14 protein-coding genes and 1 pseudogene are annotated in these 18,791 nt (G+C 40.5%); 11 read left to right on the plus strand and 4 right to left on the minus strand.

The window, feature by feature from the left end; all coding sequences use genetic code 11:
* Positions 1 to 1,128: 1,128 nt before the first annotated feature.
* Positions 1,129 to 2,334, minus strand: a complete 1,206-nt coding sequence (gene ltrA, locus BUB11_RS02550) for a group II intron reverse transcriptase/maturase (protein ID WP_242947423.1) — start codon at positions 2,332 to 2,334, stop codon at positions 1,129 to 1,131.
* A 292-nt stretch (positions 2,335 to 2,626) separates the two neighbouring features.
* Between ltrA and BUB11_RS02555 the strand changes: the two genes are divergently transcribed.
* From BUB11_RS02555 to BUB11_RS02570, 4 genes are all read left to right on the plus strand, one after another.
* The gene (locus tag BUB11_RS02555) at positions 2,627 to 3,205 is read left to right on the plus strand and encodes a hypothetical protein (protein ID WP_073027621.1); all 579 of its coding nucleotides are present in this window, start codon (positions 2,627 to 2,629) and stop codon (positions 3,203 to 3,205) included.
* Between the two features lie 157 nt (positions 3,206 to 3,362).
* Complete coding sequence (locus BUB11_RS02560) at positions 3,363 to 3,491, plus strand: aspartyl-phosphate phosphatase Spo0E family protein (protein ID WP_345788565.1); 129 nt, start codon at positions 3,363 to 3,365, stop codon at positions 3,489 to 3,491.
* Positions 3,492 to 4,014: 523 nt separating this feature from the next.
* Positions 4,015 to 4,872, plus strand: coding sequence for a transposase (locus BUB11_RS02565; protein ID WP_242947424.1), 858 nt, complete (start codon positions 4,015 to 4,017; stop codon positions 4,870 to 4,872).
* Positions 4,873 to 5,670: 798 nt separating this feature from the next.
* Complete coding sequence (locus BUB11_RS02570) at positions 5,671 to 7,425, plus strand: cell wall-binding repeat-containing protein (RefSeq protein ID WP_073027622.1); 1,755 nt, start codon at positions 5,671 to 5,673, stop codon at positions 7,423 to 7,425.
* Between the two features lie 1,862 nt (positions 7,426 to 9,287).
* Here BUB11_RS02570 and BUB11_RS02575 read toward each other — a convergent pair.
* A complete protein-coding gene (locus BUB11_RS02575; RefSeq protein WP_073027624.1) occupies positions 9,288 to 9,527 on the minus strand; it encodes a DUF2922 domain-containing protein in 240 nt (79 codons plus the stop codon).
* A 68-nt stretch (positions 9,528 to 9,595) separates the two neighbouring features.
* Positions 9,596 to 9,820: a DUF1659 domain-containing protein gene (locus BUB11_RS02580; protein WP_073027626.1), complete on the minus strand. Its 225-nt coding sequence runs from the start codon at positions 9,818 to 9,820 to the stop codon at positions 9,596 to 9,598.
* A gap of 252 nt (positions 9,821 to 10,072) precedes the next feature.
* On the opposite strand from BUB11_RS02580, the gene BUB11_RS02585 reads away from it, so the two are divergent.
* The 7 genes and pseudogenes from BUB11_RS02585 to BUB11_RS02625 all read left to right on the plus strand — a co-directional run.
* Positions 10,073 to 10,966 carry a DUF3102 domain-containing protein gene (locus BUB11_RS02585; RefSeq protein WP_073027628.1) on the plus strand — a complete coding sequence of 298 codons (894 nt, stop codon included), beginning with the start codon at positions 10,073 to 10,075 and terminating at the stop codon, positions 10,964 to 10,966.
* The gene (locus BUB11_RS02590; protein ID WP_242947425.1) at positions 10,956 to 11,300 is read left to right on the plus strand and encodes a type II toxin-antitoxin system HicB family antitoxin; all 345 of its coding nucleotides are present in this window, start codon (positions 10,956 to 10,958) and stop codon (positions 11,298 to 11,300) included. Before BUB11_RS02585 ends, BUB11_RS02590 begins: the two co-directional genes overlap by 11 nt.
* A gap of 831 nt (positions 11,301 to 12,131) precedes the next feature.
* On the plus strand, positions 12,132 to 14,189 hold the full coding sequence (locus tag BUB11_RS28130) for a cell wall-binding repeat-containing protein (protein WP_084110128.1): 2,058 nt from the start codon (positions 12,132 to 12,134) through the stop codon (positions 14,187 to 14,189).
* Between the two features lie 278 nt (positions 14,190 to 14,467).
* On the plus strand, positions 14,468 to 15,181 hold the full coding sequence (locus BUB11_RS02610) for a CpsD/CapB family tyrosine-protein kinase (protein ID WP_073028188.1): 714 nt from the start codon (positions 14,468 to 14,470) through the stop codon (positions 15,179 to 15,181).
* 331 nt (positions 15,182 to 15,512) lie between these two features.
* Complete coding sequence (locus tag BUB11_RS02615; protein WP_073027631.1) at positions 15,513 to 15,935, plus strand: GNAT family N-acetyltransferase; 423 nt, start codon at positions 15,513 to 15,515, stop codon at positions 15,933 to 15,935.
* Between the two features lie 221 nt (positions 15,936 to 16,156).
* Positions 16,157 to 16,681, plus strand: a complete 525-nt coding sequence (locus BUB11_RS02620) for a YfiT family bacillithiol transferase (RefSeq protein WP_073027632.1) — start codon at positions 16,157 to 16,159, stop codon at positions 16,679 to 16,681.
* 145 nt (positions 16,682 to 16,826) lie between these two features.
* Positions 16,827 to 17,102, plus strand: a pseudogene (locus BUB11_RS02625) (IS1595-like element ISDess1 family transposase); the annotation flags it as partial.
* A gap of 193 nt (positions 17,103 to 17,295) precedes the next feature.
* Here BUB11_RS02625 and BUB11_RS02630 read toward each other — a convergent pair.
* Complete coding sequence (locus BUB11_RS02630; RefSeq protein ID WP_073027636.1) at positions 17,296 to 18,696, minus strand: FAD-binding oxidoreductase; 1,401 nt, start codon at positions 18,694 to 18,696, stop codon at positions 17,296 to 17,298.
* Positions 18,697 to 18,791: the final 95 nt, after the last annotated feature.

Genomic DNA, 18,791 nt, shown 5'->3' on the forward strand with positions numbered 1-18,791 from the left:
GCATTAGTCATTTACTTTTCTCTTAAACTCCATCAGGAAAAACAAAATTAAAGGCCAATGTATGGCAACTTAACTTCGCTAAAGACTGCAAATGCGTTGACACAAAAAGAAGGATAGAAATCGGAAGAAATATATGTTTTACTCAAATAGTTTGAAAAGGGTTTTAAATTATAAGAAATTTATTCGCCGTGCAATTGACTTTTGGACGGTAAGTGCCGACTATAAACCTATTGAATACAATGAAGTTCTTTTTATTTACAAGGATAATTTATGATTGAATTCAGTCTTATAATGCAGGGTTTTATATAGTGTAAGGTCGCCTCCACCAATTATTACCATATATGAATAATGATGTATGTTAACAACGGAACGATATTTTTTCCAAACGGAAACGATATGCTTCCGTTTACCCGAGGAAAGAATATGCTCCTGATTTAGTCATATATTTTGTTTGAAATGATTTTTGCCTTTAAAAAAGGAAACCTCCTTTTTTAAAGGCAATTTATATTTTTAAAAGGGCCACCAATCCATATGTCAGTGGTCTTTATCATGGATACCATAAGAAACCACCTGCGATTTTTATCTGAGTAAAAAAATATGGATCCTATAGAGATAAAATTCAATTTCTTACCGGTATGAGCGAAAAAAATATGTTTCTATTGGAATTAGAACCCTATTTGTATTCGGGCCAAAGTTAAACTGTAGGTGACATTAAACGCTTATAGTTTTACAAGGTTAAAGCATAATTAGAAGCGGCCTGTAAATCAACGAGGAATTCATGTCAATATGTTTGCCGTTCTGACGCTAAGTAAGAAATTTGATGCTAATGCTTAAAGGCTTGAAGGTCCCTTCAGCGTTGTTTATATCGTAGACATAGATGTGTTATTCCTTCTATGTCCAAATGTACTTCAATCGGTCTTCAAAGTAAAAGCTGATACATTGACAGATAAAAGCTCTTTTTAGTGATTATCTTTGTTCACAACTTAAAAGACTTACTGATTATAAATTAAGCTTAGATGTCCGAGTCACGGTAGAGATGCCGGTTACCCGACACCCCCCGCATAGATCCCGGCGTGCGGAATTATCGCACCGGGCTCCTCAAAAGTATTCGCTTCCATACTTCCAGCATCAGAAATCAAAGTGAAGTTGTACTAGATTCGACTCGACAATTCTTGGCTTTGGAACCCCATATCTTTTCCAACATGCGCTGAATTCGACTAGATTGAAACTACGTCGCTGACTTCTCCTGTTAAGCCATTTATAGAGAATTTTCTTTACTTGTTCATGGAACTTGCTTAAACTGCTGTAGTTTCCAATAAGTCCATAGTAGTTGTTATAGCCTCGCAGTTTTGCTATGAGTTTAGGAAAGATCCTTCTCAAACGTTTGTTTCGCATCTCTTTACACCATTCTGTAAATGCGGTCAGTGACTTTCTTAATTTACCTGGTGCTGTGCGTCGTTTGATAATATCTCCGACTTTGGCGGATACTCCCCAGCGAAATTCAAACCCTAAGAACTCAAACTTTGTGTTTTCCTCTTTGCGAAATCGTGAAAAGCTTATGATGTTGGTTTTCTCCTGCGCCAGTTCCAGTCCGAACTTTCCTAAGCGCTCTCCTACTGCTTGGTAAAACTGCACTGCGTCTTGTTTGTATTGGAACGCACACACGAAGTCATCTGCATATATGCAGATGTAGCTCATGCCTTTGCAAGACGGCTTAACCCTCTTTTCGAACCATAAATCAAGTGCATAATGCAGGTAGATGTTCGCTAAAATTGGACTGATGACTCCGCCTTGCGGGCATCCGGTTACTGGATGTTTAACCATTCCATTGATGTCCAAGATGCCTGCTTTTAGCCATTTCTTGATCAGTCTCAGAAATGTTTTGTCTGCTATGCGCAATTCCAACATTCGAATGAGCCAATCATGATCAATAGCATCAAAAAAGCCTCGGATGTCTGCTTCAACGATGTAGCTATACTTTCCAAAGTTTAGTTCATGGGTTAAATCTATTACTGCCTTTTGTGCTCCTGTATGCGGCCGGTATCCATAGCTATGGTCACTGAACTCCTGTTCATAGATTGCCTCTAGAATCTTCGCCGCCGCGCGTTGAATGATCTTGTCTGAGACCGCAGGTATACCCAGCGGTCTTTTCTTTCCGTTGCCTTTGTCGATATACACTCTGCGTACTAGCTTCGCACGGTATTGTTTGCTTTTTAACTGCTCTACTGCCTTGCCAAGGTTGGATTCCAGTTCCTCTGTATATTCCTTGACCGTTATGTTGTCTACTCCTGCAGAGGCTTTCTTCTTTAGATCACGGAATGCTTTGCGATCCACCTTATTATGGATAAAATACCCCTCAACAGATTTCTCTTCCTCTTTATTTGGCTCTCATCGGAAACGGTGAGGGTCTTTCTGTTACGTTTAGACACGTTTCCCCTTACTTCGCAAGAAAGTTATGAGATAATACAATTTATCTTAGTCTCTTTAATTTAGAGTCGAAAGGGTGAAGGAGAAAAGACCTTTTTAAAGATGAATGGTTCTTTTTTTAGGATCTAAACTATCTATAATGTGATAATCCATAATGTTATCTTGAGAAAAGATAAAGTTTGAATAGGGGGGGATTTCATTGAAAAAATTGTTGACCGTGATCTTACTTTTTGCCCTTTTGTTTGTGTCCGGGTGTCAAAGTAACGCCAATTCGCCTGTTTCTAATCCCGACAATTCTGTTTCTTCAGATGCATCGGCACCTGAATCGTCTCCCGTCTCTGAACCCGAACCACTGGTTTCTCCTGAACCTGTTTCTGCTGTCCCTTCTCCAGTTTTAGAAAGCACGACAGAAAAAACACCTCAACCCAGTGAACCTGCTCCGGCCTCCACGGTACAATCCACACAACCCCAACCCCAACCCCAACCCCAACCACAGCCACAACAGGCGACTCAACCTTCACAGAATACAACTAAAACAACAGTTATTGAGATAGAGTTATCCCCGAAGATTAATTCAGCTGAGGTCGACGCCGCATATAAAAGAGCCCTAGCTGAACAGAAGATTGATGATGAGATGAAAGCAAAGTACGGTAATGTTGAAGTGGTTGGAGATGGAACGAATGGTACAAATAACGGTGATGGAATTACTTTAAAGAATGGTACAGATAATGGTGAGACTAATGGAATTATAATCAAGGAAAAAGGACCAATAGAATGACGCTCATAGACATTGGAAAAATATACTCAGCTCTCATCGGCAACGGTGGGGGCTTTTTTTAAGTTATGATATATAATACTGAGCATACTAATCCCTAACATTAGGAGGGATAACGTATGTCTGAACTTGAAGAGCTAATAAAACATTACGCTTAAGTATGATCAAGATAAAAGAGGGTAAATCCTTTACGGATCCGGAAGTCGTAACTGCAAGTCAAATATTAGATGCTGTTTTAGATAAGTATCAAATAATGCTGATGAATATAAAGAAAGCTGATAAGAAATAAAAACAGAAACGAGCCCTAGTCTTTACTGAGGGCCATTTTCGTTATCTTTATCTTAATTTCATGGACATCATTCTCAGCCTGGCGTTTGCATGCTCTACTCCATTAGCGACTGCAGTCTTTATCATGTAATATAGGAGCGCAATACTGAGGAACCATAGAAAATAACGATGAAGGTTCGAGCGAACATAAATGTATTTGTCATACAGCACTTTAGCCTCTACACAGTCAGACCATTGATTTCACTGGTATTTGTACCAATTATAAAAATGTATCAAATTCGGAGGTTTTTAAGCTTTTTTCAGACTTCTCTTTCTGTTAAAATTCAGAGGAAAGAGAGGTCAAATTGAGAAAAAACCACTTTGAAAAACTAGTAAGATATATAAAGAATGTTTACCACATCGAACGTGGTTTGAATAAACTGTCTGACGGAAGAGTTAACTCAACTTATTGCACAGGACAAGTAATTTTGCCTGTACTTTTTGCTTTTTTGCTTAGGATAAAAAGCTTTAATGAGCTAAATTTCATGATAAAGAATCATGAGTTTAGTAAACTATTTCCCCGAGGAACAAAGCTGCCCCAGGTTGATGCAATCAGAGATACGCTTAAAGTCATGGGTCTAGACGGACTAAAACAAATCAATCAGCACATCGTCAAAAAGGCAGTTGAGAATAAGGTTTTTGAAAACGGTACCATTGATGGATATACCGTGGTTGCTATAGATAGAACAAAATTCTTCGGTAGCAATAAGAAAAGCTGTCCAGATTGCCTGAGAATTACCAAAGGTGAGAAGACTCATAATTTCCATAGTGGTGCTGTCATGTCAACAGTAGGGATTGGCCCCAAGCTGGTGAGTGGTTTTGAAATGTACAAGTCCGGAAAAGATTCCGCTTTAAAGGATGAAGGCGAGCTGAATGTTGGGAAAAGACTGATTGCAGAAGTCGTGAAGAGTCATAGAAACTTAAGTGATGTTGTAGTTTATGATGCCCTGGCCTGTAATTCTATCTGGATTAATCACTGCAAAAGCCTGGGTATTGACGTGATTGTCCGAGCAAAAAACAATAACAATAATAGTTTGCGGTTAGCCAAAAAGACGGTCAATAAGACGGATGCAGTAGAGGTTTGGGAAGATGAAAAAGGATTTGAGAAAGTAGAAGTTTACGAGTCAACTTTTACAATGGATAATGTGAAGCAGCCGTTGCGGTATGTGAAATTTGCCATTAAACATACTAATCAGCAGCACACACAGATTATGGTAACGACTTGTATGGATATGACGCTGAAGACATTGTTTAAAATAATAAGAGCACGTTGGGATATTGAGAACTTGATTTTTAATAACTTAAAACACCAATGTGGGTTTAGAGCATTGCTTTGTGCATGAAGGAAATGCCGTAGAAGCTGTGCTATATTTGATCTTTATAGGATCAAATATCATGCAATTATTTTTATTTAGACGACAGAGAAACCATTTTACAACTCAAAGAGAAATGGTAAGACTATTACTAAAAGGACTATATCTGCTGAAGGTATCGAACGAATTGGTTTTTAGCAGCTCATAGAATTTGAACAATTGAATAAGAATCTAAAATCATGGGGTAGGGGAAGGTGTATTCTTTCTCCTCCATTATTTAGATAATTGTGGAGGACAATTCGAAAAGTGATTGAAATATACAATCAGTGGCAGTGATTTCATACATTGGGTAAATTGCTGAGCAAAAGCCGGATAAACGAAGTAATCAAGGCTTTGCTCCTCAAAAATGTCTCAAGACTCCATTCCATTATTTTAGGGTTAAGGTTCGTTAAGTATTAGGGCTTTGCCACAGTTTAACTTTTTATCAGAATCGAGTTTAGGGGTTAAACTAAATTTGACAATTCCAATGGAAGTTTTTAACTAACGCATTTTGTATACGAGTTAAAAAGTGGATAAGGGTGGAAAAATACTGAGGTAACTAGGGGGAGGAATGATTTGTCTGTTTAGTGTATCTGAATAGAAATTATCTAGTAAGCCTTAATTTTAATTGGGGTGGGATTAACCACTAGAGTTTTGAAACCTGAAGATAATTTAGAAGGAGAGTATATATTTTTTAAAAGTTAAAGCAGGAAACATATGTTAAAAAGTCGAATAAATAAGAAATACAGATATTTCCTAGCATAACAAGGAAGGGGAGGAAGAAGGACTATGACAATGAAGAAGAACGTTTTAGGTGTATTACTTACTTTTATTATCTTATTTTCTATTACCATACCAACTCTTGCCGGCACATCAACAATAATAACTCGTTTAGCAGGTACTGATAGGTATTCTACTGCTGTAGAAATTGCCAAGGAGGGGTGGACGCAATCAGATTATGCAGTATTAGCTTATGGAGAAAATTTTCCCGATGCTTTATCGGCAGGAGTTTTGGCTCAAAAGTATAATGCACCAATTTTATTGACTAGAAGTAATGATTTACCTGACGTTACTAAGCAAACATTAATAGATTTGCAGGTTACGCAAGTGTTTATTATTGGTGGAACTGCAGTCATTCCTATGTCTATCGAGACAAAGCTACAAGGAATGGGAATTGTTACAATACGTATTGCCGGTTATGATAGGTATGATACAGCAATAAAAATTGCGCAACAACTAAATATGCCTTCGGAATTAATCGTTACTACAGGGGAAGATTACCCAGATGCGTTGTCAATTGCCCCAATCGCTGCTTTAAAACAAATTCCAATTATTTTAGTTCCAAAAGATAATATTCCAGATGTTGTTAAGAATTATATTGCTACGCTAAATGTCAGCAAAACTTATGTTATTGGTGATTCCAACATTATTAATGACAGTGTCTTCAATCAATTGATTAATCCCGAACGAATTGTCGGGGCAAACAAATATGAGAGAAATATTGCTATAAATCAAAAATTTGGCAACGACTTTAATGCGAATAGCATTTGCTTAGCTACTGGAGAGGGATTTGCGGATGCGTTAACCGGTGCTCTGTATGCTTCGAAAGTAAAAGCACCCATTATTTTAGTAAATAACTCATCACCATTGGCAACTACAAAAAATTATTATAAAAATCGTTATGCAAATGCAGATGAAATATATGTTTTTGGAGGAACTGCGGTTGTTTCAGATAATTTAATACAGAGCTTATCTGATAATACATTAGAAGAGAACTCATCAGTCACAAATCCTACTAATAATACAACGGACCTCAGCAAATTATATACTGAAAATGGCATTGGTGAATATTTAGGTTTTCAAAGATTAATGGGCTATCTAGGTTCTGATAGATTCGATGTTTATTTCACAGGAACATCTAGCACTTATCATGTTTCTGTAGTTGATTTACGAGGCTTAAATGACAATGATATAGTTTATTGGCAGTACAATGGAACAACTGTGACAAATACTCGTAAGGAATGTAATCATTTCTTTTCAGATTTATCATATCTGAAAAGCAAATATAGTCTGACAGATGATGTGACGTCAAGTGAATGGCTGCAAAGCACTTTTGGTCAAGTCTATTTGGATTGGGCCGAGTTTTTAGGATTTACCGCTGATGCAGAAAGAATGGTTGGTCAATACCTTAATGCAGCTGAAGGTATCGACTATAATAAAGGCGTTACGGTAACACCTGATTACGTAATTCCTGAAGATGGCTGGGTTAGCGGTTATACTTTTGAAAAGATAACAGCCCGTGAAGATGATCTTTTAGAACTTGGTATTGTAGGACGTGAAAAATCCAGTTTACCGGGACATTTCGAAGTTTATGGTTTTCCTAAAGATTTCCCGTATACCCCATATTACGTTAATGAAATGACTGATGAATTTATGGCGGCAGAAAACGCAACAGGAGTTTTCAATGGTATACACATGAAAAAGGAGAATGGGAAAATTTGGTTTAGCTATAAAGATCTTAAAGAAAAAGGCATAATAGACTGACTATCAATGAGGTTGGACTCAGCGCTTATCTCTTTGCTTAAAAAGTCTGGTTGTTAACAAAATGAGCTTTAAAAGAAATAATCAAAATAATAGAGTAGGGAAACCACTTTAATGGCTTCCCTCTCATCAAACTGCACATGTCCCACTGAGGTTATACGGTTTACCAACTGTGATTAACGTTATTCAAGTGCTCTGCGCCGCTTTTTGTGCCCACTGCATCTTGCGAATACGGTTAGGAGTATAAATACTCCTGACCTTTTCTTTGGTCGGGTGGTCGTGAATCCTGGCTACTCTTAGGCGCTGGAGAGTATACGCATCAATTGCTTTTATGTCTTTGCCCTAGGAGTTAAGAAAAAAACATCTGCTCTTCTGACTGTAACTCATGTTTTCCTTAATTGGGTAATAGACATTGAGAAAGGAATTTACTTACTCCGAATGATGATCCCCGTATCCATTGTTAAGCAAAGTAACGCGTAATCACCTGTATTGTAAGTTGTTATTTACAAAATCCATTTCAGAGCAGCCATAAACATGTGATTCAAATAAACAAGCCTGATTTTAAATTAGATGTTTATCGAACTCGCTTAATTTGGACGACAATTTTGACGACAACGACGCCAAAAAAAGTTTCAAAAAGGCATAACATCAATATTATCAAAAGCATCGAAACCCGCATCATATTAGGCCGCTAGAGGTTAACCAGTATCACGGTAAACTATAGGGATCGAATTCCCAAGCCTAGGGTCGTGAGTTCAAATCTTGTTATCTGCTCTATAAAGTAATATTAACGGGTTCAGGGTTTCCTGGTAAGGTATTATGGTATAAATCCAGAATGGTTAAGACTAATATGTCTGAAGTAGGCTACTCTGGGGAGGGGCGCAAAATAGTGATTTTTAAAAGGTAGCTTTAAATTGCAGGGTTTTATATAGTGTAAGGTCGCCTCCACCAATCAAACCCTCGAATGTGGTGGAGATACATAATGAAAGCCTTGAGGTACATAAGTTGTACGCCTCAAGGCTTTTTTTGTTGTTCAAGAAGAGATTTCCATCAGACCGTTACCTATAATTAGTAGTAGTGTTGTTTTTGTTAGAGAGTATAAGAAAGAGGGGGCTTTTGCATCTCCGTTACTGGTATTGGATTTGCCGATTTTCAAAGCCATTACGGTTCAGCACCAATTGGTATTCTCTGGAAGATGAAGGAGCCTTTGCCGGGTAGTTTGTGATGAAGAAGATGGTGAAGGTTTGATTTTAATGGGGCTTCATCAACTAGCACGGATAACGATTTAAAGGATGAATAGTGAAGACGAACAAGAACCCTTCGCGTGTGCCTCCGAATAAACCCTTGATGAGGGGCCACAGGCTGATGACGTCACAATTGGGGAATTGGGATTATACCCTGGCAAAACCTTTCTGTACCGCTTCGATTATGGTGATGAATGGGAGTATGTTATGAGTGGGAATATCACCCTTAGCGATAGGGTTTTTTATTATTGGTCAGTCCCAACTGATAGTTGATAACTGTTTAATAGAATTCGGCAAGTTTAATAAGCGAGGTACTCGGAATATCAAAGGCACCACTTTCATATCTTGAATAGGATAATGACAATAAAGAAGAAGCCCGCTGAGCAGCGGGTTTCTTCCCTTTTCGATCCGCCTCAGGCTTAAACACCAGGGATACAATATCTTATGTTATGGCCGTCCAGGTTGTTACATAGTAAAGCGTTGCTTTGTCCAACTGCTTGGTTCCAGTTAATAAAGGGAAACTATAGCTTTTCCAGTGTTCGGGAATGAAGACCAAAGAAGGAGGCGCCTAAAGAACTGAGTGCAGTTCAAAAGGCGCCTCCTTTTCTGTGGTCAAATTGCTTACGTCACCGGTGGATCGTAGAGATCGTTAGTGGTCATGTCAATCACCCTGATATCCCGTATCGCGGCCAGTTCGCCGCTAGGGCTGTTAAAAATATTCTTTGCTATAACCGTTTCCATCACAGTCTGGGCCTCAGACAGCGTCAGGTTCTCCCTCGGCTGTGGGACGGAAATAACGAAGGATTTGCCGTCGGTAGTAAGAAAAGTTAGTTTTAACACCTTGCTTGTAATAATTGCCATTTTAATAACCTCCTAAAGATTTGCTTTGACTTTTCATAGCCGGTCTTTCAGGCAGATTTTCCCGCTGCTTATTCATTAATAAGCTCCCAGTTTTTGCCGAGTACAACATTCAGCAGCGGATACTGGCTCAAACTTGATAGAGCCGCTGCAACATCATAGATGTCTTGACTCGTGGCTGTAGGCTTCACATAATTCAAGCTTTTCTTCCGGGTCTCCGGGCCGCCTGCCGGCGTAGTCCCGGTTTGGTATTTTGTTGTCAGTATCGAATCCAAAGTTATCTCTGTCACCGCCATGGTTTATCCCTCCCTTCAGCAGTTTGACAAGCTGAGCTTGTTCACTCTTGTCCTAATATACTATGAGAATGATTGACCGCCTGCTACAGGCTTGGGGGCATTAAAAAGATTCTAAAAAGGGAAGTACCCTGCTGTCTCGACCAAACAACGGGGTACTTCCCTAGATTAAAAAGCCTGACGACTGAGGTTGTCACACTCTTAAGCCTGACCACATATCCTATGAGTGTAATTAGCCCCAAGGAGTGTGGATACATGACTGATACAGTAACTGATGTCATCAGCGGACGCACCACCCAGGTAATCGCGGCCGAAATTAACTTGATCAAATACCAGGTTGAGAGGATTTACCTTGCCGCCGCCGTCGAGATCGGAAGGCGGCTGACGGAGGCCAAGGCCCTGCTCAAGTATGGAGAATGGGGCAAGTGGCTGGAGGAGTCGGTCGATTTCTCCCAGAGCAGGGCCAATAAACTGATGCGTATCTTCAAAGAGTACGGAGCCGAACAGCTTACCTCCTCAAATTCGGATCCGGATCCGAATTTGAACTACAGCCAGGCGGTGCTTCTTTTAGGGATCCCAAAGGAGGAACGGGCGCAATTCATCATCGATATGGATATCGAGGGAATGACCAAACAGGAACTCAGGCAAGCGGTCAATGAACGGACGCAGACCCTGCATGAAAAAGACCGGGTTTTACAGGAAAAAGACCAGGCCCTGCAGGAGAACGCAGACCTCCAGAAGACAGTGGAAGACCAAAGCGGTATCATCACCGAGCTGACTACGGAGCTTGCCAATCTGAAGGTCCAATTGGAGAACGTCAAGACGTCCAAAGCGGAACTCGATAAAACGGCCAGGCAGCTGAAGGATTCGCTGGAATCGCTCCAACAAAGCTCATCCGCCAAGGGCTACGAGAGGATGAAAACGAACTTCATTAATACCGCGCTCAAGGTCAGGGCCAACCATATCGCCTTCCTTTGTGAAAACCTGGATAAAACCATTAAGGATGTGAAGCAAGAGCTGCTCAAAATCGCCCCCAATGACAAGGAGACGTATATCACTTATAAGAATAAAGTTTACGATCTTTTGAATGTGTGGCTTAAGGACGAGACGTGGAGCGGGCAAGCTCGTCCCGGAGGAGATGCGCAGTAAGGAATGGTGGATGATGAAGAGGAAATATGTTTTCTGGGCCATTATAGAGCGGGATAAAATAAGCGGCAAATATACGGTTGTTTTTCCGGACCTGCCGGGCTGCGGTTTCGAAGGGGAGGATTTTATCCAGGCTTATTACTGGGCCGGGCCCAGGCTGGGGTTTCATTTATGTATGATGGACAGAGAGCATGAGCAAATCCCCGAAGCTTCGGATACTTCAGGCTGGGAAATCTCGGCGGACGCTGTCGTTGTTCCGGTAGCGGCGGATCTGCAGGAGTACGGTTGCATGTACGGTCCCAAATTCGCCAGAAAAGCCATCGGGTTTCCCAGCTGACTCTTCCAATTGGGGACAAAAGGCAGGCCGATTTCTGCGCAGGACATTCGGGAGGTATTGAGGGAGAAGCTGGGGATTGACATGCTGCCTGAAAACGCACATGCCAATTGAATCTTGGTGCAGAAATGTACCCAGAATGGTGGTTAAAGAAACAAGAGCGCGTCCCCGAGTAGGGCACGCTTTTTTAATCCATCATTTTACCTCATTGAATTTTTTGACCCCATTTGTTATAAAAGCCAAACTTTTCTACCACGTTTTGTCATCTTTGTCAGAGATTCGGCCGAAAGCCCCTTAAAAGAGAGAATTCGCTTCGTATTAAAGAATAGGAGGAAGGCATACCAGAATGGGAAGAACAATCCGTTGTTGTGTTGGAAGGGGACTCGGAAGCACGAGAGGATTTCTTGAGTGTTTCTAGGCGTTGATGAGGGCAGACTCTAGATTTCACTTTAACAATGTATTTAATAAAGAATACATATAGGTGGACATAGAACCTATTATGGTTATTCTGTGGAATGCTTTATTGCGTAACGTCTATATGAAAACCTGTAGGAACTACCTGGAAAATATATTTGTTTACCCTGTAGTATATACAGATTTAAATAAACTGGAACAATATTATAATATATACAAGTATATACAGTTCAGGTGTATAAATATATTAATCCCTATATTTGGATATTATCTGTCTCTTGAGAATGGACTATCATATTCACATTTAGCGTTGGATCATTTTCAGGGGGTCAGGGACGACAAATACGTCCTTGGAAAAAAGTAGTTCATCCGCTAAGAGAAAAAAGTGATCTAAAAAGATTCGAGAGGGGGAATTTCTACATGAAAAAAGCAAAAAAAGCTTTAGCTTCATTAGCTATTGTTGGTATGGCACTCACTATGATCCCATTTAATGCTTTTGCTGAAGGTGTAGCGGCGAATCGTATAGGTGGAGCAACTGCCGCGCAAACCGCGGTATCAATCGCTGACCAAACAGGCTGGACGGGTACAGCAATTCTTGCATCCTCAACCTCGTATGGTATGGTTGATGCACTGACTGCTGGGCCGCTGGCTACATTCCTTAAAGCTCCTATCCTTCTGACCGGGGCTGGAAACGTATTGGATGCTGACACCAAAGCTGAACTCATAAAACTCAAGGTCACAAAGGTTTATGTTACAAGTGGTACTGCTGTGATCAGCCAAGCTGTAGTTGATGTTTTAAAAGGCATGGGTATTACGGTTGAGTCTCTCGCTGGAGTTGACCGATTTGCCACATCTGCGAATATCGCTCGAAAACTGGTATCTCTAGGTGCTACAGTAAGCAAAGTAGCTGTTGCTTACGGCTGGCTGAACCAGGACGCGCTCTCCATCGCATCGATTGCCTCTGCTCAGACTGAACCAATTCTCTTAACCGAAAGAGACACAATTCCTGCTAGTGTTAAAGCGTTCCTGAGTGCAAATGCGAGTGTAACTGCAACGGATTTAATTGGTGGAACAGCCGTGATCAGTGATGTTGTAAAGGCTCAGCTTCCAAGCGCAACTCGCTATTACGGAAATACAGCCTATGATACGAACATCGCAGTGCTTAAACAATTTGACAATGTTTTGAAGTATGAGTATGTACTCGTAGCAAACGGGGAAACAGCGATTGACGCTTTGGCTGGTGCACCTCTTGCTGCTAAGTATAATGCTGGCATTGTTCTCACTGACGGATCAGAGAATGAAGATACAACTTATGTAAGTAGCAAACTTTCCCCGACAAGTATTGTAACCGCTTTAGGTGGTACAGCTGTTGTTCCTGATGGTGTTCTTAACCGTATTCTTAAAGGTAGAGCTAAAAACCCTGCAACCCCTGCTACGCCTGTAACACCTGGTAGCGGAGGTAGCGGAGGCAGCGGAGGTAGTGGAGGCAGTGGAGTCAACGAAGGAGGAGGTTCATCATCTACGGCAAACCTTAACCAAGTTGTTACGCAAATTATGTCCTACCGTGGGTATCTTAATCAGAACGAAAAAGATTCCATTAATGAAGCCAGAACAAAATTGACGGCTGCAGTGCAAGACGGGGCTTTAACCGATGCCGCTGAAGGACTGATGACAGATCAAGTGGTTAGTGCATTTAAAGCTAAAGGTGTTACAAGAGCTGAGGTAAAAGCAAAAATCATCGAGGCATTAGAAGGTTTTAGAGAGATCAACTATTCTAGTGACGCAAACGATTTGAAACAGGCACTTAATGATTTTGAAAGAAATAATTTAGACACATTCAACATCCTCTTCCCAGGCATTAAAGTAAATGAGTTCTATGGTTTCGCATTGGCAATGCAAGAAGAGCTTAAAAACGTAATCGAAGACGAGCTTGTAGTCGATTACGAAAATGGTAATATATCTGCGTTATCAGATCTCGTAAACAGTTCAGGTACAGAACTGAAGGAAAAACTTATTGGATGGACGAAAACTGCTACGACCAATGTTATCAAGAAAAGCGCGTACCAGGTTTTTGATGAAAAGCTCGCAGACAATGGCTGGAATATAGATATGCTTGTTAAAGCTCAGCGTCAGGTTGGGGCGGTTATTGATCCAGCGAATGCCGCAGAAAAAGCCATGGCTATGTCGGTTATCCGTTCTCAAATCGTTACCAAAATCAACGAAACTACCTGTACTTCGGATTCGTTGGAACCTTATACATTAGCTAATAATGATAATACACCTGTTCTATCTGTCGAAGGGATAAATACTTATGGATTTAATCTTGCAAGTATGCTTGTTTGGGCAAGCTCCAATCCTATGATTGCGACTGTTGCCCAGGATGGTTCAAAAATTCAAGGCCTCACTACAGGTACTGCCGAGATTACTGCTTCTAGGAATGGTAACGAGTTAGTAAAGTTCACAGTGAAATTAGAGTAATGGGTTTCGTGTGGAAGAAGACATAACCTGTCCCATACAGAGAGTTGGGAATTCCAACTCTCTGTTTTTCACTACTAATCTAAGGAATTTTACATGAGAAAAGGCCGTATGATGTACGGCCTTTTGATTCTCGAAGACAGACTTTCCAAATAACGAACAATATTTAAATTACAAGAAAAAATAAATTAATCCTAAATATTAAAATTTCGAACAAGTTTAGAAGGCGAATCTAGGAGGTCAAAATGGAACAGGAAACAAGGGGCGGAGAGAAGATTCAATTGGCATATTCATTAATTACTATAGAACAAACGAAATCTCCAATTTCAGAGGCTTATCGAACGCTCAGGACGAACGTTCAGTTTACGGATGTGGATTCAGAAACCAAGAAAATCATGATAACAAGCTCCGGACCTCGGGAAGGAAAATCGTCCACGGTTGCTAATCTTGCGGTGAGTATGGCACAAACTGGGAAATGCGTTCTTGTGGTCGATGCCGACCTACGCAATCCCACTCAACATAAACTATTTGGCTTAGATAATAGACAAGGGTTGTCAGTTGCCCTAGTTCAGGAACAAGATTACAGAAACTATATTAGGGAAACAGCTGTCCCTGGCGTAAAGGTTCTTACGGGTGGCCCCATTCCTCCTAATCCTGCAGAGCTTGTGGGTTCCAATCGGATGAAGCGTTTGATCAAGGAATTTAGTGAGGAATATGACATAGTCCTTATCGATACCCCTCCCGTTATAGCAGTGACCGATGCCGCAGTTCTTGCTCAGGAAGTTGACGGGGTCATCTTGGTCTTGGCCTCAGGAGAAGTGAACAAAGATTATGCGCTAAGAGCTAAAGAATTGTTGGATAAAGTGGGCGCCAAGATCCTTGGGGCCGTTCTCAATAAAGCGGACTTAAAAACCGGTGAATACAACTATTACTACTACTATCACGGGTCTGACGATTCAAATAAGAAGAAGCAAAAGCGCCAAAAAGATCGCTAAAAAAATAAGCAACCCTCCTCCTCCACTGTACTGACGGATGGGCTGCTTATTTTTTCGTCTTAATATACAGTACCTTCTTTTCATATTCACCTCAATGGTGGCATCATGGCTAGTAGTTAGGTATATTAATATATATTTGACTCTCAGCTGAAACGGTGAGGGTGATTCTGTAGTTGACAGATCGTGAGAGTATACGGTAAATTTGCTCTATGGACAAGGCACTAAGTGAGAGACGAGAGGTATCATCCCCCTTCAATGAGACCTTGGACAAACAAGTAACAACATTTTTTTGGATTATAAAACTTATACTATATGTAGGAGATGAAAAAGGATGAGTTTAAAGATTCAGCTCGATTGTTCAAATATTAATTGGGATTGTGTATCTCAAACTTTGAAAAAAGTTGGAATGGCAAGTTTCACTGCAGAAATTCACAAGAAAGCTTTTGAAAATAGCTATACAGTGGTATTTATTTTTGACGATGATAAACTAATTGGTTTTGGTCGTGCGCTTTCAGATGGGGCATATCAAGCTGCCATATATGATATAGCAATATTACCGGAGTACCAAGGTAAAGGGATAGGAAGACTAATAGTGAATAATATTATAAAGACACTTCCAAAATGTAATTTCATATTATATGCTGCACCAGGTAAAGAAATATTCTATGAAAAGCTAAACTTTAAGAAAATGAAGACAGGGATGGCATTATTTTGTAATGTCACTGAAATGAAGAAGAAGGGTTTTACAGAATGACCAAAACTTACCGGTACTGATTTTATCTCATCATGATAAAGAACATGAGTTTAGTAAACTATTTCCCCGAGGAACAAAGTTTCCGCAGGTTGATGCAATCAGAGATACACTTAAAGTCATGGATCTAGACGGACTAAAACAAATCAATCAGCACATTGTCAAAAAGACAGTTGAGAATAAGGTTTTCAGATGAAAAGTGAATAAAGGGGGCCTATTGGAACATGGATAAACTAAGGTATCCCATCGGGCAATTTAATATTTCAGAAGAGGTTAGTTTGGATCAGGTTGATAACTTTATTGCCCAAATTGAGGCTGTGCCAAAATTACTTGTCAATTCAGTTAAAGATTTGTCTTATGAACAATTAAGTTCTCCCTATAGACCAGGAGGGTGGACAATTCAGCAAGTTATTCATCATCTGGCAGATAGTCATATGAACGCATACATCAGAGTGAAACTTGCCTTGACTGAGGACTTCCCCACAATAATACCGTTCAATGAAGCATTATGGGCTGAACTTGAAGATGCTCGTGCCTTACCAGTCGATGTATCACTTAAGCTTATTGAAACTCTTCATTTTCGATGGGTCTTTTTATTGAGGTCGTTATCACCTGCTGAACTCAATCGTCAGTTTCGTCACCCTGATGCCGGTGATCTAAGTATTAGAAAGACAACAGCGTTATTCGCTTGGCATGGCAATCACCACTTGGCGCATATTATGAATTTCAGAAAGAACATCGGTCTTTAGCCATTAAGAATTGCTTCCAATCTGTGACTGATAGTGTAAGAGTTTGTTGAATATAAACGGTGACAAGTTATTTTGGACGGTGGATTTTATTGGTGCAATAAAAATTTAGGGATGATGAATCGAGGAATGAGGATGAAAAAGAGTAATTCGTCAAATGGATATATCCTCATTTAATGGTATTTTAGAAGCTGATGAAACTTATTTCCTTTACTCAGAGAAAGGAAAAAGTGGAATCACTCATCGCAAGCCCAGGAAACGTGGCGGTGCCGCCAAATTCAGAGGTATTAGTCGAGAACAAGTTTGTGTTCTTGTCGCCCGTGACCGTGAGAAGAACACAGTTTCTAAGGTATCTTGCCAAGGTCGTATCTCTATAAAACAAGTGAATAAGCTCATTGGTTCAAAGGTTTCAGAATCTGATGTTGAAGTTGTTGAGTTATATGACAATAATGGTATACTACAGAGTGATTTGAATGATTTGCGGAGATATGGAAGCGTGTTTAATGAAGCTTCTTTTGTTGATATAGTACAGTAGGTAATGGTCTGACCCCCACAGAATGGGACAACAATTCTGAGAATAACAAAAGGGTCCTGCTCGGCAGGGCCCCCTTTGTATTCTATTCGCAAACCTTACCAGGATTAAGAATGTTTTTAGGGTCGAAGGCTAGTTTGATGTTTCTCATAAGTTCGACGTATTCCGGTTCATATTGGTCGAACATATAGCCTTTTTTGGCATAGCCAATGCCATGTTCCCCGGATACGAGTCCTTCGAGTTCTCGGGATTTTTTATACATCGCAGCAAAGACTTCATCAAGTTTCTCTTTCCATTCTGCGTCTGTTAGAGCATCTTTTAAGACATAGACGTGTAAATTACCATCCCCTGCGTGGCCGAAACTGCGAATTCTAACATTAAACTGTTCTTGGAGAAGATCAGTGTATTTGATAAATTCAGCAACTTTGTTGCGGGGAACAACGACGTCACATTCGTCCATGTCAGTAGTTGTGGCTTTTACTGCTTCTAGGAACGCACCCCTGGCTGACCAAACGGCTTCTTTTCGCTCATCCGTGTCGATGATGAAGGCATCAAGTGCCCCTTCTTCCAGGCAGATGTTAGCGACTTTCTCATAGTCACTTTCCAGTTCTTCGGTGCTATTGCCATCAAAGGTCAATAAGAGATAAGCGTCGGAAGTGTTATCTGGGAATTTTTTGCCCAGAAACTCCTCAGCAGCTAGAATGACTTCTCTTTGCATAAATTCGATGGCTGTGGGGATGGATTTTGATTTGATGATTTTTGGAACCGTGCTAATGGCACTATCGAGATCAGGAAAGGGGAGTAATAGAGATATAGCTTTCTTTGGCAGAGGAATCAGTTTTAAGATCACTTTAGTCACGATACCTAAGGTTCCTTCTGAGCCGCAGATTAAGTCTTTTACGCTGTAGCCGGAGGAATTCTTAACAACTTTTCCGCCTAAGTTGATAACTTTACCGGTAGGTAGAACGATTTCCAGTCCTCGAATATAATCTCTAGTCACGCCATACTTTACAGCTCTCATGCCCCCGGCATTAGTGTTGATATTACCTGCAATCGTGGCGGATTTTTCCCCAGGGTCTGGTGGATAGAACAAATCATGTTCTTCGACATACTTGCTGATTTCCATCAAGAGCACGCCAGGCTCTAGGGTAAGGGTTAGGTTTTCTTCGTCGAGTTCAAGGATCTTATTCATGCCGCACATATTCAGCATGATTCCCCCGAAGATCGGAACGGAGGCACCCACTAGCCCGGTTCCTGATCCTCGTGCTACGACTGGGATATTGTTTTCATAGGCATAGCTCATGATTTTTGAGACCTCATCGGTGGATAGAACATTGACTAAAACCTCCGGTCGTTGGCTGATACCACCTAATTCATCATGACTAAAATCTTCGCTGATGGTTTCTCCGGTATAAACTCGCTCTTCTCCTAAGAGTGAAACTAAAAACTCTCTATCTTTAGCATCCAGCGCTTTATAGTTGTTCATGAAATTACCTCCGATTTACTGTCAGATTATCTATCAGATTCTCGACGTCATTCCCCTTATTAATTGTGAGACACTCCCTTACTACAAGTGGTGTT

It is taken from the genome of Desulfosporosinus lacus DSM 15449 (assembly GCF_900129935.1).
Taxonomy (GTDB): domain Bacteria; phylum Bacillota; class Desulfitobacteriia; order Desulfitobacteriales; family Desulfitobacteriaceae; genus Desulfosporosinus; species Desulfosporosinus lacus.

Coding starts and splice junctions, on each gene's coding strand:
- BUB11_RS02585 (WP_073027628.1), top strand. CDS start 10,073: ATGACTGATACAGTAACTGATGTCATCAGCGGACGCACCACCCAGGTA.
- BUB11_RS02590 (WP_242947425.1), top strand. CDS start 10,956: ATGCGCAGTAAGGAATGGTGGATGATGAAGAGGAAATATGTTTTCTGG.
- BUB11_RS02630 (WP_073027636.1), bottom strand. CDS start 18,696: ATGAACAACTATAAAGCGCTGGATGCTAAAGATAGAGAGTTTTTAGTT.
- BUB11_RS02560 (WP_345788565.1), top strand. CDS start 3,363: ATGATCAAGATAAAAGAGGGTAAATCCTTTACGGATCCGGAAGTCGTA.
- BUB11_RS02575 (WP_073027624.1), bottom strand. CDS start 9,527: ATGGCAATTATTACAAGCAAGGTGTTAAAACTAACTTTTCTTACTACC.
- BUB11_RS02580 (WP_073027626.1), bottom strand. CDS start 9,820: ATGGCGGTGACAGAGATAACTTTGGATTCGATACTGACAACAAAATAC.
- BUB11_RS02620 (WP_073027632.1), top strand. CDS start 16,157: ATGGATAAACTAAGGTATCCCATCGGGCAATTTAATATTTCAGAAGAG.
- BUB11_RS28130 (WP_084110128.1), top strand. CDS start 12,132: ATGAAAAAAGCAAAAAAAGCTTTAGCTTCATTAGCTATTGTTGGTATG.
- BUB11_RS02565 (WP_242947424.1), top strand. CDS start 4,015: ATGATAAAGAATCATGAGTTTAGTAAACTATTTCCCCGAGGAACAAAG.
- BUB11_RS02570 (WP_073027622.1), top strand. CDS start 5,671: ATGACAATGAAGAAGAACGTTTTAGGTGTATTACTTACTTTTATTATC.
- BUB11_RS02615 (WP_073027631.1), top strand. CDS start 15,513: ATGAGTTTAAAGATTCAGCTCGATTGTTCAAATATTAATTGGGATTGT.